The following is a 20,632-nucleotide window of genomic DNA, read 5'->3' as shown; positions in this document are numbered from 1 at the left end:
CCTCAGGCGGCCGACGGACCCGGGTCGTCGAACTCGGTGTCGAAAGCCGCCATGACTTTGTTCTCCGCCTTGTCTTGCAGCTCATCAGAACGATGGACGACGCGGAGAACCGGTCCGCCCAGTCGCCACGAGCCCGGCGCGGCACCCCCCGCCAGCTTCAATCTTTCGCGCCTTGCCGCTTCTGGCTGATAGACCACTTCATGCACCTTCAGCGTTTCAAGGCAGCCGTTCGCAGTCGGAATGGACATGGACTGACCTTCGGCCAGACCAAGCAGCGCCAGGCCGCGCGGATTGGTGATAGGCAAAAGCATGCCAACGAGACCGCGCATCTCGTCATGTGCGACAATGCGGGTTTCGGCAGGGCCGTCGTTTACTTGATAAGCCACGCGGCTGCTGAGCGTCACGACGGTTGCCGGAATGTCCTCCCGAAACACTACAACTGCGCTCGAAATCTTCCGTTGAAGGATAGCCGAGAAGGTTTCGTCGCGAGCTGGGTGGCGCTCCCGCATTACTTCGAGAATCGTGTAGTCCTTGATGGTTAGTTGGCAGGTATCGATAGTGGGCATGGCACGTCTCCTGCCGGGCCCTTGAAAGGGATCCGGCGTCAAGCATTTGATCGGGTGTGGAAAGCTACCCCTGTGCCGGACCAGGACAGGCCGGCGCAGGGGTCAGACTCCTGCGATCAGGCTGCCTGGGTGATTGAGGAGACGGATGGAAACGCCCATGCCTAGACGCCCGCCGCAATCGTCGGAGACGCTGGCGCGGGCCGATCGACCGGATCGCCTTCCGGACTGGGCTGGTTCACTGCAAGCACCGACAGTTCGTGCTGGCGCCCATCGCGCGCGGTCCAAATCATCGACTGCCCGGACGAGAGGCCGATCAGAGCCGTGCCAATCGGCGTGAGGATTGAAACCTTGCCTTCAGAGATATCCGCATCGCCTGGGAAAACCAGCGTGACGGTTTTGGCATCGCCCGTGTCGGGCTTGAATGTCACCGTCGAGCCCATCTGAACGATGTCGGCGGAGACCCAGCCATCGGCGACGACGCGCGCGCGCTCGAGTTCGGCGAGCAGTTCATCGGACGCGTCTGGATTTCGTGCCGCCACAGTGCTCGCAAGCACTGACAGACGCGCGTGGTCCGACTGCGAGATTCGGATGTTCGGCTTACGCCGGGTTTTCGTATTGTCTTGCATTTGAATACTCGTACTTCTGCTCGGACCAGCCGCCCACAGAGGGTGCCGGAACCGAGCCAATTCGTGAAAATCTTGATGGAACGCCGATGCTCCGGAGGCTTGAGTCCCTGCGGGACCATCCCACGTGAGTAAACGCACCGCCCCTCGGCTCGGGGCGCGCATGGCAGCCGAGCCGGGGGTTACAGTCCCGCGATGGGGCAAACCCGGAAAAGAAAATCGCGACGAATTTTGACGGCGGCGTTCATAAGACCATAGTTGGTGAAGTAATCCGGGAAGTCAAGACAGCCACCCGGTGAAACTTGGCGGGCGTCAATTCTGAACTAGTCAGAGCGAGCACCAAGCAACGTTCCTATCACCAGCTCTCTTCCGGTCCTGTTTATCCCGGTCCCGCTCGGTCTTTCTTCCGCCAGTCCGAGGAAAACAAGACGTTCGGCCAAGGCTTTCGATAGAGATGGGTAAGGTCCGCGGTTCATTCGCTTGAGTGCCGTTTGCTCCTCTTCGGTGAGATCGTCCCAGATAACCGTCATTGAGGGCCACCCTCCTTGTTTGCACTGTCAAGCCGATGCCGATTCTGGATTGTCCAGCGATGGGCTCCGACCGTGAATTCATTGAGCCTCGAAGACCTCGATCTTATGGAACGGCATCTATACCGACAATGCCGCCTTCATTCTCCAGAACGCCGATCCGCTTGACTTCCGAGCGGTTGAGTTTCAGGCGAACGCCGATACCGCCGCCGTTCTCGGCGATGAAAACGGCGCCGGCGTTTTCAAGCGCGGTTTGCAGCGTGTCGCAGACATCCTGGCCGGGAAGGCTGATCCGGCGCTCGAATTCTTCGATGATCAGCGCGTCCACGCCTGAATTGCTGGCTAGCTTTTCACGGGTCCATTCGACCAGCGCGCGAGCGGCACGGCATTGAGCACCCGTGATCATCATAAATCTCCTTCTAGATCGCCTTCGGGAGCGAAATCACCGCCTGCTGAAAGCCACGGCGCTCCGGCGCGACCACTTTATCCATCAAAAGTGCATATCGAATCCGAAAAGGGAAGGCCGCGTCATCAGTCGCAATCGAAATTATGATGCAAAATAGTTGTGCTAAAGCGACAATAAATTTCATTTGTCTTGCATTTAAGGATGAGTGAAGCTCCGGCGCAGTGAAATTGACAGGATCAGGTGCCAGCAGCAGGTCTCAACGCCAGGACGTGGAAATCCTGGCGGTATCGCGCGAAGGGCACCTTAGGCTCAGCGATGATGATGGACACCCTTGACCACGATATCGGCGTAATATTTTCCGGTCCGAACCACCAGCGCAATGCGGTCGGTCGAATGGTAGCCGCCAACCACCTCGACATGCATGAACGCGCCCCAATCGCTCCCGCGAATGACAGCGCTCTCAAAATATGGCTTCGTGAGGAACTGTTGCTGCAAGCACAGACCCGGCTGCCGATCACCTATGCAAGACTGGCCAAGAGCCTGGTTGCTTCGGACGCGGCAGGCGTGATCCGGGATGCACTCGAACAACTGATGGACGACGATGCCGAAGAAGGCCTGCCATTGCTGGCGGCTGTTGCCGTGAAGACGCTCGAACCTGGTTTACCCGCTCCCTGGTTCTTCCGGAAAGCCGAGGACATGGGACTGTTCGTTGGCGATCCGGCCGATCTGGACGCCTATGCTTTCCATGCAAGGGAGTTCTATCGCGCCATCCAGCTCCATGCTGGCAACGGGCAAGCCTCTGGAACGACCTTGCCGCCGTTCCTGTCGCCTGCAGGCAGGTGAAGGAGAACGAAATGCTGATCGCCAAGGACATCATGACGTCACCGGTCATTTCCGTAGGGCCGGACAGTACGGTGGATGAGGTCGCCGATGTTCTGCTGTCGCACGGGATCAGCGCGGTGCCGGTGATTGATCGAGGTGCACTGCTGGGCATTGTCAGTGAAGGAGACCTGATCCGCCGGGCGGAGATCGGCACCGAGCCGCAGAGTCGGTCCTGGTGGCGTCATTTTTTTCCAACAACGCGGTTCAGGCGGAAGGCTATGTCAAGTCTCATTCCGAGCATGTGATCGACGTCATGACACAGCAGGTCGCGACGGTGGTCGAGAGTACGCCAGTCGCTGAGATCGCAACCCTGCTTGAACACAATCGGATCAAGCGTGTCCCCGTGCTGCGCGACGGACACGTGGTGGGGATCGTCAGTCGCGCCAATCTAGTGCGAGCTTTGGTCGTTGCCAGGAAAGGTTGGCGCGCTCCGGTCTCGCATGACGACAGCAGTATCAGGCTGGAGATTATTGACGCCTTGCGATCCGAATCGTGGCCTTCGACCGGAAGTTCGGACGTGACCGTGACCAACGGCGTGGTTACGTTCTGGGGAGCTTACCTGTCGGAACAGGAGCGGAAAGCTTCGCTCATCCTGGCTGAAAACACCGTTGGCGTGCGGGCTATTGATGATCACCGCATTCCCCTCGATATGACCTATGTCGTGGTCTGAAGGGGCGGATAGCGCTGGACCTGAGTATGCCCTTGATGCAGACAGTCCCGATTTCCGAAGAGCAGGTTCGACAACTCGTCGACTCCTTCTACGGCAAGATCCGCGCTGACGCGGATCTTGAACCGATTTTCGAGCGCGTCGTTGCCGGCGATTGGGAAACGCATCTGGCGAAGATGTATGATTTCTGGTCCTCAGTCATGCTGACCAACGGGCCTTGCAAGGCAAGTTTCGCCGCGGTCCACAAGCACAAGGGTGGGTTGGAGCCCGATCTGCTCGACCAGTGCCTCGCCTTGTTTGGCAACAGTTGCGACGAATTGCTGGACAGCGAGACTTCGGGACTCTGTTGGCTGAAGGCCGCTCACATAGCTGAAAGTCTGAAGCTGTCCTTGTTCTATCGCCCTGAACGGTCATGGCTGAGAAACGCCGCATGACGTTCGTGGTCACTGACAATTGCATCAGATGCAAATACATGGACTGCGTGGAAGTCTGTCCCGTGGACTGTTTCTATGAAGGCGAGAACATGCTCGTCATCCATCCCGATGAATGCATCGACTGCGGCGTCTGCGAACCCGAATGCTCCGCGAAGGCCATTTTTCCCGGCACCGCGCCTGGTCTCGACGATTGGCTCGCGCTGAACGCCGGGTATGCGTCTGTGTGGCCTAATATTGCGATCAAGCGTGATCCGCCCGTCGACGCCAAGGCGTTCGACGGCGAAGCGAACAAGCTCGCGAAATATTTCTCGCCGGAACCCGGGCTGGGCGATTGATCAAAATGAACGCATATGCGCACCAGCCGTCGCCTCTGTATCTGGGCATCGACACCGGCGGCACGTACACCGATGCCGTGCTGTGGTCGGAATCCATAGGCATCGTGGCCAAGGCCAAGTCGCTGACCACGCGACACGATCTTGCCGCGGGCATCGCCGGCGCCGTCGACGCTGTTTTGTCCGAGGCTGCCATCGAACCCAGCGCGATCAAGCTCGTCTCGATGTCGACCACGCTCGCAACCAACGCCCTCGTCGAAGGGCAGGGCGGACGGGTCGCGCTGGTGATGATCGGCTTCGCTGAGGCCGATCTTGCCCGGAACGGATTGTCAAAAGCTCTCGGCTCCGATCCCGTGATCTTTTGCCCGGGCGGACATGACGTCCACGGCGATGCGCGTCGGCTGGTGCTGGACGCCCTCGTGGCCGCATCGCCGTCTCTTGCCGAAACGGTCTCCGGCGTCGCCGTGGCCTCCTATTTTGCGGTTCGCAATCCCGAACATGAGATCGCGGTACGTGACGTCATCCGCGAGCGCACCGGGCTTCCGGTGACCTGTTCGCACGAACTGTCGTCGAAACTCGGCGGCCCCCGTCGGGCGCTGACCACGCTTCTCAATGCGCGACTGATCTCGATGATCGATCGCCTTGTGGACGCCACCGAGGGCTTTCTGACAAGACGCGAGATCGTCGCTCCGCTTATGGTCGTGCGCGGCGACGGCGCGCTTATCTCCGCTGAATTCGCTCGCGCCCGGCCGATCGAGACCATCCTGTCAGGACCAGCGGCAAGCCTGGTGGGGGCGCGCTACATGACCGGCATCAATGACGCAGTGGTGTCCGACATCGGCGGCACCACCACCGACATCGCCGTTCTGGACGGCGGCCGCCTGCGGCTCGACCCGGAAGGCGCTACCGTCGGCGGAATGCGAACCATGGTGGAAGCCGTCGCCATGCGCACCTTTGGCCTCGGTGGAGATTCGGAAGTCTCGCTCCATGAGCGGTCGCTGACTTCGACGATCGTCCTCGGCCCCCGTCGGCTCGTGCCGCTAGCGCTAGCCGCGGTGAAGCACGACGATGCCATATACAAAGGCCTCAAGCGGCAATTGCTCAGCCCTAACACCAGCCGGCTGGACGGCCGCTTTGCATTGCGCACAGGAGTGCCCGAGCGTCTGGCTGCGGGCCTGACAGTTACCGAGGAGCGGCTCTATGCTGATATTTCGGCAATTCCCGCAGCGCTTGATCGGCTGCTCGTATCGACGTCACAGGTCGCGACACTCAATCGCCTGGTCGCGCGCGGTCTGGTGCATATCGCGGGCTTCACGCCATCCGATGCGGCCCATGTGCTCGGTCGGCAGGACAACTGGGATCCTGTCGCGGCTCGACTTGGCGCCGAATTGTTCGCACGCAAGCGCGACGGCCAGGGGCATCGTATCGCCAAAGGCGCAGAAGCATTTTCCGAGATGGTTCTCACCGCCGTCACCCGGCGTTCTGCCGAAGCCATTCTTGAAACAGTCTTTGCCGAGGACGGGCTGGATGGCGGCGTCTCTGTTGCCAATCCGCTGGTTCAGCGTGCGGTTGGCCGACGAGGCGGCATGGCGCAGTTGTCGATCGCACTCGACCGGCCGGTGATTGGCCTAGGGGCCTCCGCCGCGCTCCATTATGCCGGTCTGCCGCAATTGATCGGCAATGACTGCAGCATCGCCGAACACGCCGATGTCGCAAATGCGTTGGGTGCCGTCGTCGGGCAGGTGCGGATGTCGGCGGAAGCGCGCGTCAGCCAACCCGAGATCGGGCTTTTCCGCCTTAATTCAGGCGAGCGGCTGGACGACTACGATACCGAGGACGAAGCAATGGCCGCCGCCGAAGCCCACATTCGTGCCTTGGCGGCAGGTCTTGCTGAGCGCGCCGGGACCGATCAGGCGCGAATCGAAATCGCACGGGACATAAGGGTTGCTACAATCGAAGGCGAGCGCAGCTTCGTGGAAGCCATCGTCGTCGCGACAGCCACCGGGCGGCCTCGTATCGCGTCCTGACCTAGATCGGGGCCGCCCTGTGGCCACGGCCGGCACGTTACGCACGCTGGAGCCACTCGCCGATCCGAAGACCGATGTAGGCCTGGTGCCAATCAATACTCCGCACGCCAGCGGGGCTTCGCAGTGGGTGCATGTGCCGTCGACCGCCAGCAAATGGTCGCCGACGCGTACCAGGACCACCAGCTGACCGGCGGCATGGGCATTATCGCGATTGCCACGATGAACACACCAACAGCGAGGTCGGGGTCGGTTTCCACGGACTGTTTCGATGCCATCTTGGTTCTCCTTCACGATCCTGACTGCGTGCGTCGACCATGCCCCAGACATGAAATTGGATGCAGCGCTTTTCGAAAAGTTCCCTTGGTTCGCCACGGGTGGGAACCTTCCTCGCTGTGTCGTGCCCATCGGGAACCAATCCACGATAGGCGCATCCAATGGTCTCAAGCATGAAACTGGAGAGACTTATGGACCTGCATTCGCAAATTCTGGACGGTACCGAAGACGGTGTGCCGGGCTCCGCCCACGGAAGTTCAGCGACAAACGGGATGCCCAGGACAGTCGGCCGCGCCCGCCCGACGCGCTTCGATGCAGAGGCCGCGGTCAGGACGTTGATCTCATGGGCCGGCGACGATCCGGCCCGGTCCGGGCTTGTCGATACTCCTGCGCGTGTTGTGCGGGCTTATGAAGAGTGGTTTGCCGGCTATCGGCAAGATCCTGTGAGGCTGCTCGAACGGACGTTCGATGAGATCGGCCGCTATGACCAGGCGGTCGAACTGCACGACATAGCGTTTCATTCTTTCTGCGAGCACCACATGGCGGCAATCCACGGCAAGGCGTACATCGCCTACATGCCCGTCAACCGAGTGGTAGGCATCTCCAAATTGGCAAGGGTTGTCGAGGCTTGCGCCCGCCGCTTGCAGATACAGGAGCGGCTCACGGATGATATCGCTTGCGCCATCGAGGATGCCCTGCAGCCGGGTGGAGTGGCTGTCGTGCTTGTAGCCGAGCATGGCTGCATGACATCGCGCGGCGTCCACGCGCACGGCACCCGCATGGTCACCAAACGCATGCTCGGCGTTTTCGACACGAACGTCGATCTGAGGCGCGAATTCCTGTCGTCGATTCCGGTGTGACGAATTTTCGGGAACCCTTGTTGTCGAGACCCATCTATTGAAGGGCAAGGAGACTGCTCATGTCGTACGTTCGACGAGACGCGACCGAAATCATCGCTGCCTCTGGCGACCTGGAATTGGCACAGCGGGCCCTAGCGCGCGACGGCGCTGCCTTCCGCGCCATCATCAAGACGCATAACCAGCGGCTTTACCGTATCGCGCGCGGCGTGGTTCGCAACGACAGCGAGGCCGAGGACATCGTCCAGGAGGCCTATGTCAGGGCCTTTGCCCATCTCGAGAGTTTTCGCGGCGATGCCTCGCTCGGCACGTGGCTGTCACGCATCGTCATCAACGAAGCGCTCGGCCGGTTGCGTAAAAGACGGCGAACGGTAGCGATGCCCGAGAACCCGCAAGCCGAGATTATCCAGTTTCCCCTCAACCCCAGCGACGATCCGGAGCGGACGATGGCGCAACGGCAGATCCTGGCCCTTGTCGAACGCGCGACCGACAGCCTTCCAGTTCTCTACCGCATGGTGTTCGTGGCACGGGTGATCGAGGGCCTGAGCATTGAAGAGACTTCAGAACTACTCGGCGTGCGGCCCGAAACCGTCAAGACCCGCCTGCATCGCGCCCGCACGCTGCTGCGCAAAGCGCTGGACGACCAAATCGGGCCGGTGCTGCTCGATGCCTTCCCCTTCGCCGGCCGGCGCTGCGAACGGCTTACAGTTGCCGTGATGAAGCGGCTCGGCCTGGAAGGCTGACCCTCGTTAGATTCAGCTGATTTTGGCGGGAACGTTTGCTGCCGCAGCGCATCCAATGACCGTCAACTGAAAACGATGCCCGATGCGGTTCCTGCATCCGGGCGAAGGAGATGCCATGCTTATTCGTCACACAGCCGCCTTGGCCGCCATGCTGCTGCTCGGCACTGCCCCGCTCGCGCAAGCCGCCGACAAACCGACCGACCCGCAGATCGCTCACATCGCCTATACTGCCGGCGTGATCGATGTCGAGGCGGCAAAGCAAGCGCTCAAGAAGTCGAAGAACAAGGAGGTGCTCGCCTTCGCTAAGGACATGGTGCGCGACCATGAGGCGGTGAATGTGCAGGCGCTCGACCTGGTCAAGAAACTCAAGGTGACGCCGGAAGACAACGACACCAGCAAGGCGCTGACGAAGGCTGCGGCCGGGGAACGGGCCAAGCTCGCCAAGCTCAAGGGCGCGGCCTTTGACAAGGCCTATGTCGACAATGAGGTGGCCTATCACAAGCAGGTCGACGGCGCCCTTGAAACGCTGCTCATCCCGTCGGCCAGCAATGCCGAGTTGAAGAGCCTGCTGGAGACCGGCCTGAAGATATTCCAGGGCCATGAGCAGCATGCCGAACACGTCGCCAGTATGCTGAAATGAGGCCGGCGCTAATGGTGCCGAAACGTCATCTTTGGATTGCACTGGCGCTGACAGTCATTGCTGCGCCGGTGAAGGCAGAAACCATCCAGGTCACCATCGACAAGCTGGTGTTCTCGCCAGCGACGGTCGAGGCGAAGGTTGGCGATACGATCGAATGGGTGAACAAGGACATGTTCGCGCACACGGCCACCGTCAATGGCGGTTGGGAGGTGATGATCCCGCCGAAAAAGTCCGCAAGCCTGACATTGAAGGCCGCGGGAGCGGTCGACTATTTCTGCCGCTTCCACCCCAACATGAAGGGCCACATCGCGGTGGCGCCCTAACTGAAGCGCGGGATCGCGGCAGGCGCCGCGATCCACAATTTGGGAGGTGCTTCGTGCCCTGGGGAGGTTGCACAAGCAAAAACCGCGTTTGGCTTTGCGGGCGCCGGAGGCTTCGGCGCCATTCAAGTCAGCATGCTGCGCTCGCTCGGACACCTGCCGTGCAAGGACAGCACGCCTTTCTGGTGATACATAACGAATCCATCGCGATTGCCGATTACTTCACGGTTCGCGAAAATGACGCAAGGTGATCTCCGGCTGCTTGCCACTATGCCTATCATCCCCCGCGCCTGCAGATGTTCGGCCGACAAGGGCGAAGGTCTTCCTCGCCACCTCTTGACGATTGCCAAGGTTATCCCAGAATCTCGGCATGGCCCGGGACACAGGCATTGGCGATGAGGTGGCGCTTGTCGTCACCATTTTGAAACTGCTCGGGAATGGGCGGGCGAGCGTCAGCGTTCCCTCGTACAGTTTCCCCTTCTCGATCGAGCCGCCTGCCAAGGCAAAGCGAGGTGACACGCATCCGATCACCGGTCAGATCACCAGCGTTGATGACGATGCCGGCAAGGTGACGGTCAAGATCGGCAGCCTTGTCACCGTAGATTCCGACACTGTCACTGTCTTGAAGAAATATCGCCCGCCAATGCGGCGAACGCTGCCGCGCGACCCGCCCACTTGACCGTTCAAGCAGGATTTGCGGCCCTGATCATGGAAGCGCTGTGCGGCGCATGATAACGGGTTTCGATGACCTCAAAATCAGACAACGACACTCTGCGCAGAGTTGTCCAACTTGTGGCAATCCTCAACCTGGCCTACTTCGGCATCGAGTTCACCGTGGCGAGGGCCATTGGCTCAGTATCGCTATTCGCGGACAGTATCAATTTTCTGGAAGATGCTTCCGTCAATCTCCTGATCGTGTTGGCAATCGGCTGGACAGCGCGCAACCGAGCGCGGGTCGGCATGACCTTGGCCGGCGTTCTTCTGATCCCCGCCTTGGCGAAGCTCTGGACGGCCTGGGAAAAGTTCAAGCTCCCGGTCGCGCCGAACGCAGCGCTGTTGTCATTGACTGGTGCAGGGGCGCTGGTCATCAACCTGTCATGCGCCCTCATGCTAGCCAAGTATCGCCACCATAGCGGCAGTCTCACCAAGGCGGCGTTCCTATCGCACGAAATGACGCGTTTGCAAAATGTCGTCATCGTTGCCGCCGGGCTGGTAAACTGCCTACGTCTGGGTGTCTGCGTGGCCGGATTTGATTGTCGGGCTATGTATCGCCGCCATGATGCTGACGCTGCACGCGAAGTCTGGGGCGCGGCAGAGAAGAACGGGGGGCCGACGCGTAGTTGATGTCCGATGGACGCAGCGTCCACCCCTCAGCAAGCAAGGAAGCTTCTCGGTGTTTGCGGCCCGGCAGGCCGGTGATCACTTCTTCTGTCGATCGAAAAGCATGGTCATGCCGCGAACTCTTGCCATTTCGGTCAGCAGTTTCTGCAGAGCTGCGTCGGTAACCGCTGTGCCGGTACGCTCCCTCAAGATCGCTATGCTCGCCGCCGTCGAAATGAAGGCAGCTCCCGTATTCTCGGATAAGAGTCTTCCAATTGCCGTTGCTAAGTCGGCATTTTCATCAATCGTTTGCATCGTTCTGTTCTCCCCGAGCGGACTGCAAGCATCACCAACGCATGGATCGCCGCAGGCGGTCTTGATCGACCGGATGTCCTTGCGCAGCTAAGCACGCACAAACCCGCAAGTTACCGCCTGCGTTATCTCGACACAATAAAAACTGGAATCCGCCAAGCGCATTTTTCGACCATGGGACGCATCGTTTTTAGAAGGAACGATACGTGATCGAGCGAACCATAGAATGGGCGTTTCAACAGTCATTTGCAGCAAAATTCTTGCTTCAAACTAACAATATGATTCGTTTGTCTTGGCCAAAACTCGAATGCAATGGTCGCGCCTGGCAGCCGGCAGGGCATCTCGGATGCGAGCTCCGTCAGGCTCCTTAATTTGGCAAAAAGCACAGCCAGGACTGTGCCGAAGGAAGCGATCAGATGACTGCATTCGAGTTTCCGGGCCCAGGCTTTACGGCCGAGCAATGGGAACGGATTAACGCCCTGACGATCTCGCTGAAGCCCGGACAGGGGCTCTGGATCAGCGGTTATTTCGCCGGGATCGATCACAGCGCGCGTTCACTGGTCGGAGACATTGCTTCTCCCTCTCCATCTGATCACTCTGTGTCGGTCGTGCCGCGAGCGATTTCCTCGAGGTCGCTGACGATCATTTTCGGCGGTGAGACCGGCAACAGTTCCGGTCTCGCCAGGACACTTGGCGAAGTCGTCCGCAGGCAAGGACTTGAGCCAATCCTGGTTGACATGGCTGACTACAAGCTGCGCAAGCTCAAGGACGAGCAGGACATTTTGATCGTTACAAGTACCCACGGCGAGGGCGATCCACCGCTTTCAGGCATGGGCTTCTTCGAATTCGTCGAGAGCCGAAAGGCGCCGCGCCTCGAAGGCGTGCGCTATGGCGTACTTGCGCTCGGCGATTCCACCTATGAACGCTATTGCGAAGCGGGTAAGCGTCTCGATCGGCGACTGGCCGAACTCGGTGCGGTGCGACTGCAGGACCGGGTCGATTGCGACGTTGATTATGAAGATCAGGCCGCCGGGTGGATCGCAGCTGCCGTGGCCAAGCTCGCGCCGGCTGCATTGGGACCACGCTTGCAAAATAGGGCGGCTGGCCCTGCGAGCGTGTCTTCCGCGGCTGTGGTCGAAGCGCCGACATTCGACAAGCACACGCCGTTCCCGGCAGCCATCATTGATAATCTTGTCCTCACCGGACGTGGATCGAGCAAGGAAACCCGACACATTGAACTGTCTCTGGCTGGCTCGGGACTTGCATTCGAACCGGGTGACGCACTTGGTGTCATGGCGCGCAACGATCCGGCCTTGGTCGAAATGCTGCTGAATAAGCTGTCCCTGGACGCCGATGCAAACTTTTCCGGCAAGGGGCTCACGACCACGCTCGGTGTCGCGCTGGCCGAGCACCTGGAAATCACTGTCGCCACGCCGCGCTTCCTCGACCAATGGGCAGAGCTCACAGGCGCAAGCAAGCTTCAGGAACTGCGTGGCGAGCACCAGTTTCAGGCTCGCGCCACGTTTCTGCGTAGCCATCAGGTCATCGACATCGTCCGCGAGTTCCCCGTTCCCGGGATCGATGCGCAAACTTTTGTCGCAGGACTGAGACCTTTGCAGCCACGGCTCTATTCGATCGCATCGAGTCCTTCCGCCGTGTCCGACGAAGCGCATCTGACGATCGCCACCGTGCGCTATGATCTGCACGGTCAGCCGCGTGCCGGCGTCGCTTCTGGCCACTTCGCCGAACGCGGCGCACCGGACACGACGATACCGGTCTACGTCCAGGCCAACCCGCATTTCCGTCTGCCGGACGGTGACGTTCCCATCATCATGATCGGGGCAGGCACCGGCGTCGCACCCTACCGTGCATTCCTGCAGGAGCGCGAAGCGCAAGGAGCCGCGGGTAAATCCTGGCTCGTTTTCGGCGAGCGCAATTTCAGCAGCGATTTCCTCTACCAGACCGAGTGGCAGGGTTTTCTGAAGGATGGCGTGCTCAGCCGGATGAACGTCGCTTTCTCCCGCGACAGCGCCACCAAGACCTATGTCCAGCACCGCCTCACTGAGCACGCGCGCGATGTCTACGCCTGGTTGGAGGAGGGCGCGCATGTCTACGTCTGCGGCGATGGCACGCATCTCGCCCCCGACGTGCACGCCGCTCTTGTTAGTGTGGTGCAACAGCAACGGGCATGCGGCAAGGCCGCCGCCAACGACTATGTCGGCGGCCTGCTGCGCGATCACCGCTACCAGATCGATGTCTATTGAGGTTCGCGCATGACAATGCCCCAGTTAAATACGAACCGTAGCCGAGACCTTTCGCAGCCGCTGGATAAACTCGGGCGCGACGAGAGGATGAAGGCGGCAAGCGATCAGTTGCGTGGCACCATAGCGGCGGGCCTCGCCGAAGAGCTTACTGCCGCCGTGCTTGGTGACGACATCAAGCTGATGAAGTTCCACGGCCTCTACCAGCAGGACGACCGCGACATCCGTGACGAACGCCGTCGGCAAAAGCTTGAGCCGGACTACACCTTCATGGCTCGCATCCGCCTGCCCGGCGGTGTCTGCAGTCCCAGCCAATGGCTGAAGCTGGACGAGCTTGGGCGCGCTCATGCAGGCGAGACGCTGCGGCTGACAACGCGGCAGACGTTCCAGCTGCATCGCGTCAAGAAGCAGAATCTGCGCGCGACCATGCAGGGTTTGCGCGACGTGCTTCTGGACACCAAGGCAGCCTGCGGCGACGATTCCCGCGGCGTCATGTGCTCGGTCAATCCGCGGCTCTCCACCTTGCACGCCGAGGTCTATGCACTGGCCAAGCGCGCCAGCGATCACGCCATCCCCAAAACAGCGGCTTATCGGGAGATCTGGTATGGCGAAGAGCGCACGGAGGTTTCAGGGCCGGAAGAACCGCTCTATGGCCGCACCTACATGCCGCGAAAATTCAAGATCGGCTTCGTCATTCCGCCGATCAACGACATTGACGTCTACGCGCAGGATCTGGGCTTCATCGCCATTGCTACCAACGGCAAGCTTGAAGGCTTCAACATTGCCATTGGCGGCGGCATGGGCCGTACCGACCAGGCGCCAAAAACCTATCCGAGGCTAGCCGACGTGATCGGCTTCGCCGACGTCGACAAGGTGCTGCAGGTCTGCGACGCGGTCATGCAGGTACAACGCGATTATGGCGACCGGATCGATCGTGGCCACGCACGCTTCAAATACACAATCGACGACAAGGGCCTTGACTGGATCAAGGCCGAGATCGAGGCAAGGCTCGGCTTTTCGCTGGCGGCTGCCCGTTCGTACGAATTCATATCGAACGGTGACCCGATTGGATGGACGCGTGGAGAGGACGGGCGCGAGCACTGCACCCTCTTCATCGAGAACGGCCGTATCATCGGCACTGTCATGGATGGCCTGCGCGCAATCGCCCGTATTCACGAGGGCACGTTCCGCATCACGCCGAACCAGAACCTGATCATCGCCGATATCGCGCCGGAGGCCCGGCCCGATATCGAAGTTCTGATGAAGGAATTCGGGCTCGACCGTCTAAACAGGGCAAGTGGGTTGCGCCTGAATTCGATGGCGTGCGTAGCGCTGCCGACCTGCGGTCTCGCCATGGCCGAAAGCGAGCGCTATCTGCCGAACCTTATCGGCAGCATCGATGCCATCCTGGCCGCACATGGCCTGACGGACGAGCCGATCACCATTCGCATGACCGGCTGCCCCAATGGCTGCGCGCGTCCCTACATCGCCGAGATCGCCCTGACCGGCCGCGCGCCTGGCAAGTACAACCTCTACCTCGGTGGCGGCTTTCACGGTCAGCGGCTGAACAAGATGGTTCTCGAGAACGTCGGCGAAGCCGCCATTCTCGACATGCTGGCGAAGGTGATCGCGCACTTTGCGACGGATCGACGGTCGCACGAGCGTTTCGGCGATTTCGCCATCCGCGCCGGCTATGTCGCGGAGGTCAAGGAAGGCCGGCATTTCAACGACTGACGCTTCAAGATCAAACAGGAAGGACGAAATCATGTCATTGCAACTGGGCCAGATTGCTCCGGATTTCGAGCAGCAAAGCACGCAGGGAAAAATCCGCTTCCACGAATGGCTCGGCAATTCGTGGGGTATCTTCTTCAGCCACCCGAAGAATTTCACCCCGGTCTGCACCACCGAACTGGCGGAAGTCGCCCGTCTCAAGCCGGAATGGGACAAACGTGGCGTCAAGCCGCTCGGCCTCTCGGTCGACGATGTGGAGGCACACAATCTTTGGGAAAAGGACATCGAGGAAACGCAAGGACACGCACTCAATTTTCCGATGCTTGCCGACACCGACAAGAAGGTCGCCAACCTCTACGGCATGATCCACGCCGAAACGGACCCCAATGTGACGGTGCGCGCCGTCTACGTTATCGACCCAAACAAGAAGATCCGCCTCAGCCTGACCTATCCACCAAGTGCTGGTCGTAATTTTTCCGAAATCCTGCGCGCCATTGACAGTTTGCAGCTCACCGACAATCAGAAGGTCTCCACGCCGGTGAACTGGGAGCCGGGCCAGCCGGTCATCATCTCGCCAAGCCTCAGCAACGAGCAGGCGAAGGAGCGATTCCCCCAGGGTTGGAAAGAATTGCGCCCTTATCTGCGCATGGTCCAACTGCTAAACTGATTCCGGCCAACGCCGCTCCTGAAGTGCGAGGTCGCCACGATGACAAAGCCCAGAGATCCTCGCACTATTTCAGCGGCGAACGGCATCGCCGCCGACACTGGCTTCGGCGCGGTCACGCCGCCGATCTATCTCTCAAGCACCTTCGTCTTTCCAGGCTATGAGCAGGCAGGGCGTTACGAATATACCCGCGCCGGAAATCCGAGCCGTGACATGCTGGCTGACACATTGGCCAGGCTGGAAGAGGGCGTCGGCGCCGTCGTCACGTCCTCGGGCATGGCCGCGGTCGATCTGGTGCTGGGGCAGTTGGGACGAGACGATCTCGTCGTTGCGCCGCATGATTGCTACGGGGGTACCTACCGGCTGCTTTCAATTCGCCGCGACAAAGGACATTTCGATGTCCTCTTCGTTGATCAGGGGAATGCAGAGGCTTTATCGGCGATGCTGGCAAAGAAGCCGGCCTTGGTGCTGATCGAGACACCGAGCAATCCGCTGATACGCGTCGTCGACATCTGCTCGATCGCCTCTCAGGCAAAAGCTGTCGGCGCGAAGGTTGCAGTGGACAACACCTTCCTGTCGCCCGCTCTGCAGCGGCCGATCGCGCTGGGTGCCGATTTTGTCGTCCACTCGACCACCAAATACCTGAATGGCCATTCCGATGTGGTGGGTGGCGCCGTCATCGCGGCGCAACAGAGCGATGTCGAGGCACTTGGAGAATGGGCGAAGGCCACCGGTGTCGCAGGAGCGCCGTTCGATGCCTACCTGACGCTCAGGGGCCTTCGCACGCTGTTCCCGCGTATCGAGCGGCAGCAAGCCAACGCGGCGGCAGTGGCCACTTTCCTGCAAAAGCAGCCGCAAGTGAGCGCCGTCCATTATCCGGGTCTTCAATCCCATCCCGGCCATGCAATCGCCAAGGCTCAGCAAGCCGGGTTCGGAGCGATGCTGAGCTTCGAACTGGCTGGAGGCGTGGAGGCGGTTCGGCGCTTCGTCGAAGCAGTCGAAGTTATCACGCTGGCCGAGTCTCTCGGCGGCGTCGAAAGCCTTGTTGCCCATCCGGCTACCATGACCCATGCCGGAATGGGCGCCGAGGGCCGAAAGGTCGCCGGAATAAGCGACAGCCTTCTGAGGCTATCGGTCGGCCTCGAAGCGGAGACTGATCTGATCGCCGACCTTGAGCTAGCGCTTTCCAAAGCCGCTGGTTAGGAGGGACCGATCTACTGGAGAAGAGGTGGTTAAAAAACGGCGCTATCGACACCGTCGCTAGTTACTATAGCTTGACGACGGCCTGAAGACGAGCCCTGTCCACTGTCGTGGCTACGGCGCAGTTGGATTTATGAGGCCAGCTCGTTTTCGTTTGGAGAGACGAGTGATGGACTTCGATCCTGTATTCCTGTCGCGATTGCAATTCGCCTGGGTCATCGGCTGGCACATCCTGTTGCCGGCCATCACCGTGGGATTGGCCGCGTTCATCGCGATGCTGGAAGGTCTCAATTTTTTTTCCGGGAAGGACATCTATCTCCGCATCTCGACGTTCTGGATCAAGATATTCTCGATTGCTTTCGGCATGGGCGTCGTCACCGGGGTCGTCATGCCTTTCCAGTTCGGCACGAACTGGAGCCGCTTTTCCGACGCGACCGCAAATGTGCTTTCCCCGCTTTTCGCCTATGAAGGCCTGACGGCGTTTTTCCTCGAAGCGGCCTTCCTCGGCGTCCTTCTTTTCGGACGGCAATTGGTCCCGCGTTGGGCGCATTTCGTTGCCGCGCTAATGGTGGCGCTCGGCACTTTGCTGTCTTCCTTCTGGATCCTGTCGGCCAACAGCTGGATGCAGACGCCGGCCGGCTACGAGATCATCGATGGCCGTTTCTTCCCGACGGACTGGTTCAAGGTGGTCTTCAATCCTTCCTTTCCCTATCGGCTGGCGCATACCGTCGTCGCCTTCTTCGTCACGACAGGATTCGTCGTCATGGGCGTCGGCGCCTTTTTGATGCGTCGCGGGCGGTCCGTTGAGGAAAGCCGAACGATGCTGTCGATGACGCTCTGGCTGCTGACCGTGCTGGTCCCGCTGCAGATGTTCATCGGCGACCAGCACGGTCTGAATACGCGCGACCACCAGCCGGCTAAGCTCGCCGCGATTGAAGCGCGCTGGGAAACTGCCCGACAGGTGCCGCTTACCCTTTTCGCCATTCCAGACGACAAAGCCGAGCGCAACCTCTTTGCCATAGACCTTCCATGGCTTGGCAGCCTCGTCCTCACCCATGAGCTTGACGGCGAGGTTGAGGGCCTCAAGGACTTTCCGGCCGATCAGCGTCCGCCCGTCGCTATCCCCTTCTTCGCCTTCCGGATCATGGTCGGCTGCGGCATCCTGATGCTTGGCCTCGTCCTTGTTGGCGGATGGCTTCGCTGGCGCGGCCGGCTGGACACCTCGCCGGCCTTTCTCGCGATCACCCAGATCGCGGCGCCCATCGGCTTCGTGGCGGTCATCGCAGGTTGGATCACCACCGAGGTCGGACGTCAGCCCTGGACAGTATACGGCCTTCTGCGCACGGCGGACTCAGTGACGCCTTCGTTGACGGGCATTGATGTGATGCTCTCGCTGATCGGCTACGTAGCGGTCTATCTCATCATCTATCCTGCGGGCCTCTTCCTCATGCTGCGCATTGTGCGCAAAGGCCCGGCAATTGCTGCCGAGATAGATGTGGAGATCGAGGGAGGACGGCCCGGGGCGCCGGTCCGCGCCGGAGCCGTCGAACTTCGAGAGGGAGAAGTGCGATGAGCCAGGTCCTCGATTTCGTGCCAATCTGGACGCTGATCCTCGGTATGGCGGTGTTCTTCTACGTGCTGCTGGATGGCTTCGATCTTGGCGTCGGCATGCTTTACGGCTTCGCGCCCGACACAGCGTCCCGCAACACGATCATGAACTCGATCGCGCCGATCTGGGACGGCAACGAGACCTGGCTGGTGCTGGGCGGCCTCGGGCTTCTGGCAGCGTTTCCGCTTGCCTTCGCCATCATCATCCCGGCGGTGTATTTTCCGGTCCTGGTTATGCTGCTGGCGCTGGTGTTCCGCGGCGTGGCGTTCGAGTTCCGGTTCCGCGACGCTGAGCACAAGACCTTCTGGGATCATGGTTTCTGCTATGGCTCGGCTGTCGCCACCTTTGCTCAAGGGGTCGTGCTTGGCGCCTTCATCCAGGGTTTTGAGGTCACTGGCAGACAGTTTTCCGGCGGTTCCTTCGATTTTCTGACGCCATTCTCGCTATTGACAGGTTTCGCCCTGTTGTTCGGCTACAGCCTTCTGGGCGCCGGCTGGCTGATCCTCAAGACCGAGGGGGAGGTGCAGGCGGCGGCGCGCCGCCACGGCCGCATGTGTCTTGTCGGCGTCCTCGTCGGTATTGGCGTGGTCAGCATCTGGACCCCGTTCATGAGCCAGGCCATCGCCGCGCGCTGGTTCGCCTGGCCCAACATTCTGTATTTGGCACCGGTACCTGTCGCGACAGCGGCCGTCGCCTTCTTCACCTGGCGGGTACTGGGCAGTGCAAGTGAGACGAAGCCTTTCGTCGGCGCCATCGGCCTCTTTGCGCTTTCCTATGTTGGGATCGCCATCAGCCTCTTCCCGATGATCGTTCCCTACCATTTCACGCTTTGGGAATCGGCCTCTTCAGAACGCACCCAGGCTTTCCTGCTCGTCGGGACTCTTGTGTTGTTGCCCGTGATCCTGATGTACACCGGCTGGTCGTATTGGGTGTTCCGCGGCAAAGTTCGCGCTGACGTTGGCTACCATTGAATAGGTTTTTCGGACGCTAGCCGACACAGTTGCTCTCATATTTACATGGTATCTAACTGGCTCGTGCAAGAAGCTGCGTGTTGCGACGAGCCAATGCCAATGAAGTCGACCTGTTCGGATCATTCCTCGCCACGACGCAGCAAGCGTCTCAGCATCGGCTCTATCCGCGAAAGCTCGTCGAGATGCGCAACCGAAAGGTCGGCCAGGTGGTCGTCGGCACGCACCGTTAACTGCAGCAGCACACGACGGTGGTCGTCCTTGTCCTGATCCCGTGCGACCAGCCCGGCCTCGCCAAGGCGATTGACCAATTCGACGGCGCTGTGGTGGCGGATGCGCAGGCGCTCCGCGAGGTCGCCGACCGTCACCGGTCCACCACCGGGATATCCCTTGATCGCAAGCAGCGCCTGATGCTGGCGTGGGGTCAGCCCGGCATCATGTGCCTGGACCTGGCTGAATTCGAGGAAGCGGCGGATCAGGTAACGAAACTCCGACAGCCGCTGGTAGTCGGCCTGGCTGATGGCGGGGCGAGGTTTTTGCGGATGCGTCATTTTTGACACTTGTTCCATTCCGATCGGTTTTAGCAAGAACGGCCTTGTCTATTTATATCGTATTACGATATATAGCGAACCGACAAGCATGCCGTGTCCGCCGATACAGTCATCCGGCACATGCGATGCGTCCGCAGAATGAGAGCAGCAATGAAACCTGATCACGCCAGCCCCGACCATCTCCGAGATTTCACGACCGATGCAAGGGTGCTGCTGGTTGCCGCGATAGCGGTGGTGGTAGCGACGGCGGGGCTGTTTGCCGGCATCGCGCTTTTGAAGCTGATCCGGCTGGCCACCAACATTGCCTATTTTGGCCAGTTCACGCTCGCCGACCTGAAGCTCGAGGACACTCCGCTGGGCTATGCCTCCGTCATCGTCCCTGTGGTCGGCGCGCTGATCATCGGCCTGATGGCGCGCTATGGCAGCGAGAAGATCCGCGGCCACGGCATTCCCGAGGCCATCGAGGCGATCCTGCTCGGGCGCTCCAGACTGGACGCCAAGGTGGCAATCCTGAAGCCGCTGTCGTCGGCGATCTCGATCGGCTCCGGCGGTCCGTTCGGCGCCGAGGGTCCGATAATCATGACCGGCGGCGCTATCGGCTCGCTGATCGCGCAGATGCTGCCGGTCAGCGACAATGAGCGCAAGACATTGCTGGTCGCGGGCGCGGCGGCCGGCATGACCACCGTGTTCGGCACGCCGATCGCCGCCATCATGCTCGC

General features: G+C 60.4%; 24 protein-coding genes and 1 pseudogene. 19 read left to right on the top strand and 6 right to left on the bottom strand.

The features are described from left to right. Positions 1 to 2 precede the first annotated feature (2 nt). From LB556_RS25815 to LB556_RS25800, 4 genes are all read right to left on the bottom strand, one after another. Positions 3 to 566, bottom strand: coding sequence for a nucleoside-diphosphate kinase (locus LB556_RS25815; RefSeq protein WP_224570420.1), 564 nt, complete (start codon positions 564 to 566; stop codon positions 3 to 5). 161 nt (positions 567 to 727) lie between these two features. Next, positions 728 to 1,192 (bottom strand): nucleoside diphosphate kinase regulator, encoded by a 465-nt coding sequence (gene rnk / locus LB556_RS25810; RefSeq protein ID WP_224570419.1) that lies wholly within the window; start codon positions 1,190 to 1,192, stop codon positions 728 to 730. A gap of 630 nt (positions 1,193 to 1,822) precedes the next feature. Beyond that, the gene (locus LB556_RS25805; protein WP_318011320.1) at positions 1,823 to 2,125 is read right to left on the bottom strand and encodes an XRE family transcriptional regulator; all 303 of its coding nucleotides are present in this window, start codon (positions 2,123 to 2,125) and stop codon (positions 1,823 to 1,825) included. 10 nt (positions 2,126 to 2,135) lie between these two features. After that, positions 2,136 to 2,306, bottom strand: coding sequence for a hypothetical protein (locus LB556_RS25800; RefSeq protein ID WP_224570418.1), 171 nt, complete (start codon positions 2,304 to 2,306; stop codon positions 2,136 to 2,138). Between the two features lie 131 nt (positions 2,307 to 2,437). Here LB556_RS25800 and LB556_RS25795 point away from each other — a divergent pair, with 131 nt between their 5' ends. The 12 genes and pseudogenes from LB556_RS25795 to LB556_RS25740 all read left to right on the top strand — a co-directional run bounded on the left by LB556_RS25795 (position 2,438) and on the right by LB556_RS25740 (position 10,641). Further along, entirely contained in the window at positions 2,438 to 2,965 is a 528-nt protein-coding gene (locus LB556_RS25795) for a hypothetical protein (protein ID WP_224570417.1), read from the top strand. A gap of 11 nt (positions 2,966 to 2,976) precedes the next feature. After that, the gene (locus LB556_RS25790; protein ID WP_224570416.1) at positions 2,977 to 3,249 is read left to right on the top strand and encodes a CBS domain-containing protein; all 273 of its coding nucleotides are present in this window, start codon (positions 2,977 to 2,979) and stop codon (positions 3,247 to 3,249) included. Then, positions 3,180 to 3,674: a CBS domain-containing protein gene (locus tag LB556_RS25785; protein ID WP_224570415.1), complete on the top strand. Its 495-nt coding sequence runs from the start codon at positions 3,180 to 3,182 to the stop codon at positions 3,672 to 3,674. Before LB556_RS25790 ends, LB556_RS25785 begins: the two co-directional genes overlap by 70 nt. A gap of 32 nt (positions 3,675 to 3,706) precedes the next feature. Further along, positions 3,707 to 4,105 (top strand): group III truncated hemoglobin, encoded by a 399-nt coding sequence (locus tag LB556_RS25780; protein ID WP_224570414.1) that lies wholly within the window; start codon positions 3,707 to 3,709, stop codon positions 4,103 to 4,105. Then, positions 4,102 to 4,440, top strand: a complete 339-nt coding sequence (fdxA, locus tag LB556_RS25775) for a ferredoxin FdxA (protein ID WP_140892754.1) — start codon at positions 4,102 to 4,104, stop codon at positions 4,438 to 4,440. Before LB556_RS25780 ends, fdxA begins: the two co-directional genes overlap by 4 nt. A gap of 5 nt (positions 4,441 to 4,445) precedes the next feature. Next, positions 4,446 to 6,464 carry a hydantoinase/oxoprolinase family protein gene (locus tag LB556_RS25770; protein WP_224570413.1) on the top strand — a complete coding sequence of 673 codons (2,019 nt, stop codon included), beginning with the start codon at positions 4,446 to 4,448 and terminating at the stop codon, positions 6,462 to 6,464. 545 nt (positions 6,465 to 7,009) lie between these two features. Further along, on the top strand, positions 7,010 to 7,597 hold the full coding sequence (gene folE / locus LB556_RS25765; protein WP_140892774.1) for a GTP cyclohydrolase I FolE: 588 nt from the start codon (positions 7,010 to 7,012) through the stop codon (positions 7,595 to 7,597). 59 nt (positions 7,598 to 7,656) lie between these two features. Beyond that, complete coding sequence (locus LB556_RS25760) at positions 7,657 to 8,337, top strand: RNA polymerase sigma factor (protein ID WP_224570412.1); 681 nt, start codon at positions 7,657 to 7,659, stop codon at positions 8,335 to 8,337. A gap of 115 nt (positions 8,338 to 8,452) precedes the next feature. Next, complete coding sequence (locus tag LB556_RS25755) at positions 8,453 to 8,977, top strand: DUF4142 domain-containing protein (RefSeq protein ID WP_224570411.1); 525 nt, start codon at positions 8,453 to 8,455, stop codon at positions 8,975 to 8,977. Between the two features lie 11 nt (positions 8,978 to 8,988). Next, on the top strand, positions 8,989 to 9,300 hold the full coding sequence (locus tag LB556_RS25750; protein ID WP_411908616.1) for a cupredoxin family copper-binding protein: 312 nt from the start codon (positions 8,989 to 8,991) through the stop codon (positions 9,298 to 9,300). Between the two features lie 367 nt (positions 9,301 to 9,667). Continuing rightward, complete coding sequence (locus tag LB556_RS25745; RefSeq protein ID WP_224570409.1) at positions 9,668 to 9,976, top strand: hypothetical protein; 309 nt, start codon at positions 9,668 to 9,670, stop codon at positions 9,974 to 9,976. A gap of 65 nt (positions 9,977 to 10,041) precedes the next feature. Next, a pseudogene (locus LB556_RS25740) lies at positions 10,042 to 10,641 on the top strand (cation transporter). Between the two features lie 75 nt (positions 10,642 to 10,716). On the opposite strand, the gene LB556_RS25735 reads toward LB556_RS25740, so the two are convergent. After that, a complete protein-coding gene (locus LB556_RS25735; protein ID WP_140883725.1) occupies positions 10,717 to 10,932 on the bottom strand; it encodes a hypothetical protein in 216 nt (71 codons plus the stop codon). 413 nt (positions 10,933 to 11,345) lie between these two features. Between LB556_RS25735 and LB556_RS25730 the strand changes: the two genes are divergently transcribed. The 6 genes from LB556_RS25730 to cydB all read left to right on the top strand — a co-directional run bounded on the left by LB556_RS25730 (position 11,346) and on the right by cydB (position 19,365). Further along, entirely contained in the window at positions 11,346 to 13,193 is a 1,848-nt protein-coding gene (locus tag LB556_RS25730) for an assimilatory sulfite reductase (NADPH) flavoprotein subunit (protein ID WP_224570408.1), read from the top strand. A 15-nt stretch (positions 13,194 to 13,208) separates the two neighbouring features. Then, entirely contained in the window at positions 13,209 to 14,924 is a 1,716-nt protein-coding gene (locus LB556_RS25725; RefSeq protein ID WP_411908617.1) for an NADPH-dependent assimilatory sulfite reductase hemoprotein subunit, read from the top strand. Between the two features lie 31 nt (positions 14,925 to 14,955). Further along, entirely contained in the window at positions 14,956 to 15,588 is a 633-nt protein-coding gene (locus tag LB556_RS25720) for a peroxiredoxin (protein WP_140892765.1), read from the top strand. A 39-nt stretch (positions 15,589 to 15,627) separates the two neighbouring features. Further along, positions 15,628 to 16,788: a cystathionine gamma-synthase gene (gene metB, locus LB556_RS25715; protein WP_224570406.1), complete on the top strand. Its 1,161-nt coding sequence runs from the start codon at positions 15,628 to 15,630 to the stop codon at positions 16,786 to 16,788. A 166-nt stretch (positions 16,789 to 16,954) separates the two neighbouring features. Next, positions 16,955 to 18,358, top strand: a complete 1,404-nt coding sequence (locus LB556_RS25710) for a cytochrome ubiquinol oxidase subunit I (RefSeq protein WP_224570405.1) — start codon at positions 16,955 to 16,957, stop codon at positions 18,356 to 18,358. Beyond that, positions 18,355 to 19,365 carry a cytochrome d ubiquinol oxidase subunit II gene (gene cydB, locus LB556_RS25705; RefSeq protein WP_224570404.1) on the top strand — a complete coding sequence of 337 codons (1,011 nt, stop codon included), beginning with the start codon at positions 18,355 to 18,357 and terminating at the stop codon, positions 19,363 to 19,365. Before LB556_RS25710 ends, cydB begins: the two co-directional genes overlap by 4 nt. 119 nt (positions 19,366 to 19,484) lie before the next feature. Here cydB and LB556_RS25700 read toward each other — a convergent pair whose 3' ends face one another. Beyond that, entirely contained in the window at positions 19,485 to 19,913 is a 429-nt protein-coding gene (locus LB556_RS25700; protein WP_224570403.1) for a MarR family winged helix-turn-helix transcriptional regulator, read from the bottom strand. Between the two features lie 150 nt (positions 19,914 to 20,063). Between LB556_RS25700 and LB556_RS25695 the strand changes: the two genes are divergently transcribed. Continuing rightward, on the top strand, positions 20,064 to 20,632 hold a 569-nt coding region (locus tag LB556_RS25695; RefSeq protein ID WP_224570402.1), incomplete at its 3' end, for a chloride channel protein.

This window comes from Mesorhizobium sp. ES1-4, assembly GCF_020164745.1.
In the GTDB taxonomy this organism is placed as follows: Bacteria; Pseudomonadota; Alphaproteobacteria; order Rhizobiales; family Rhizobiaceae; genus Mesorhizobium.
The sequence above is the reverse complement of the archived record's forward strand: the minus strand, read 5'-3'. Positions and strand labels throughout refer to the sequence as shown.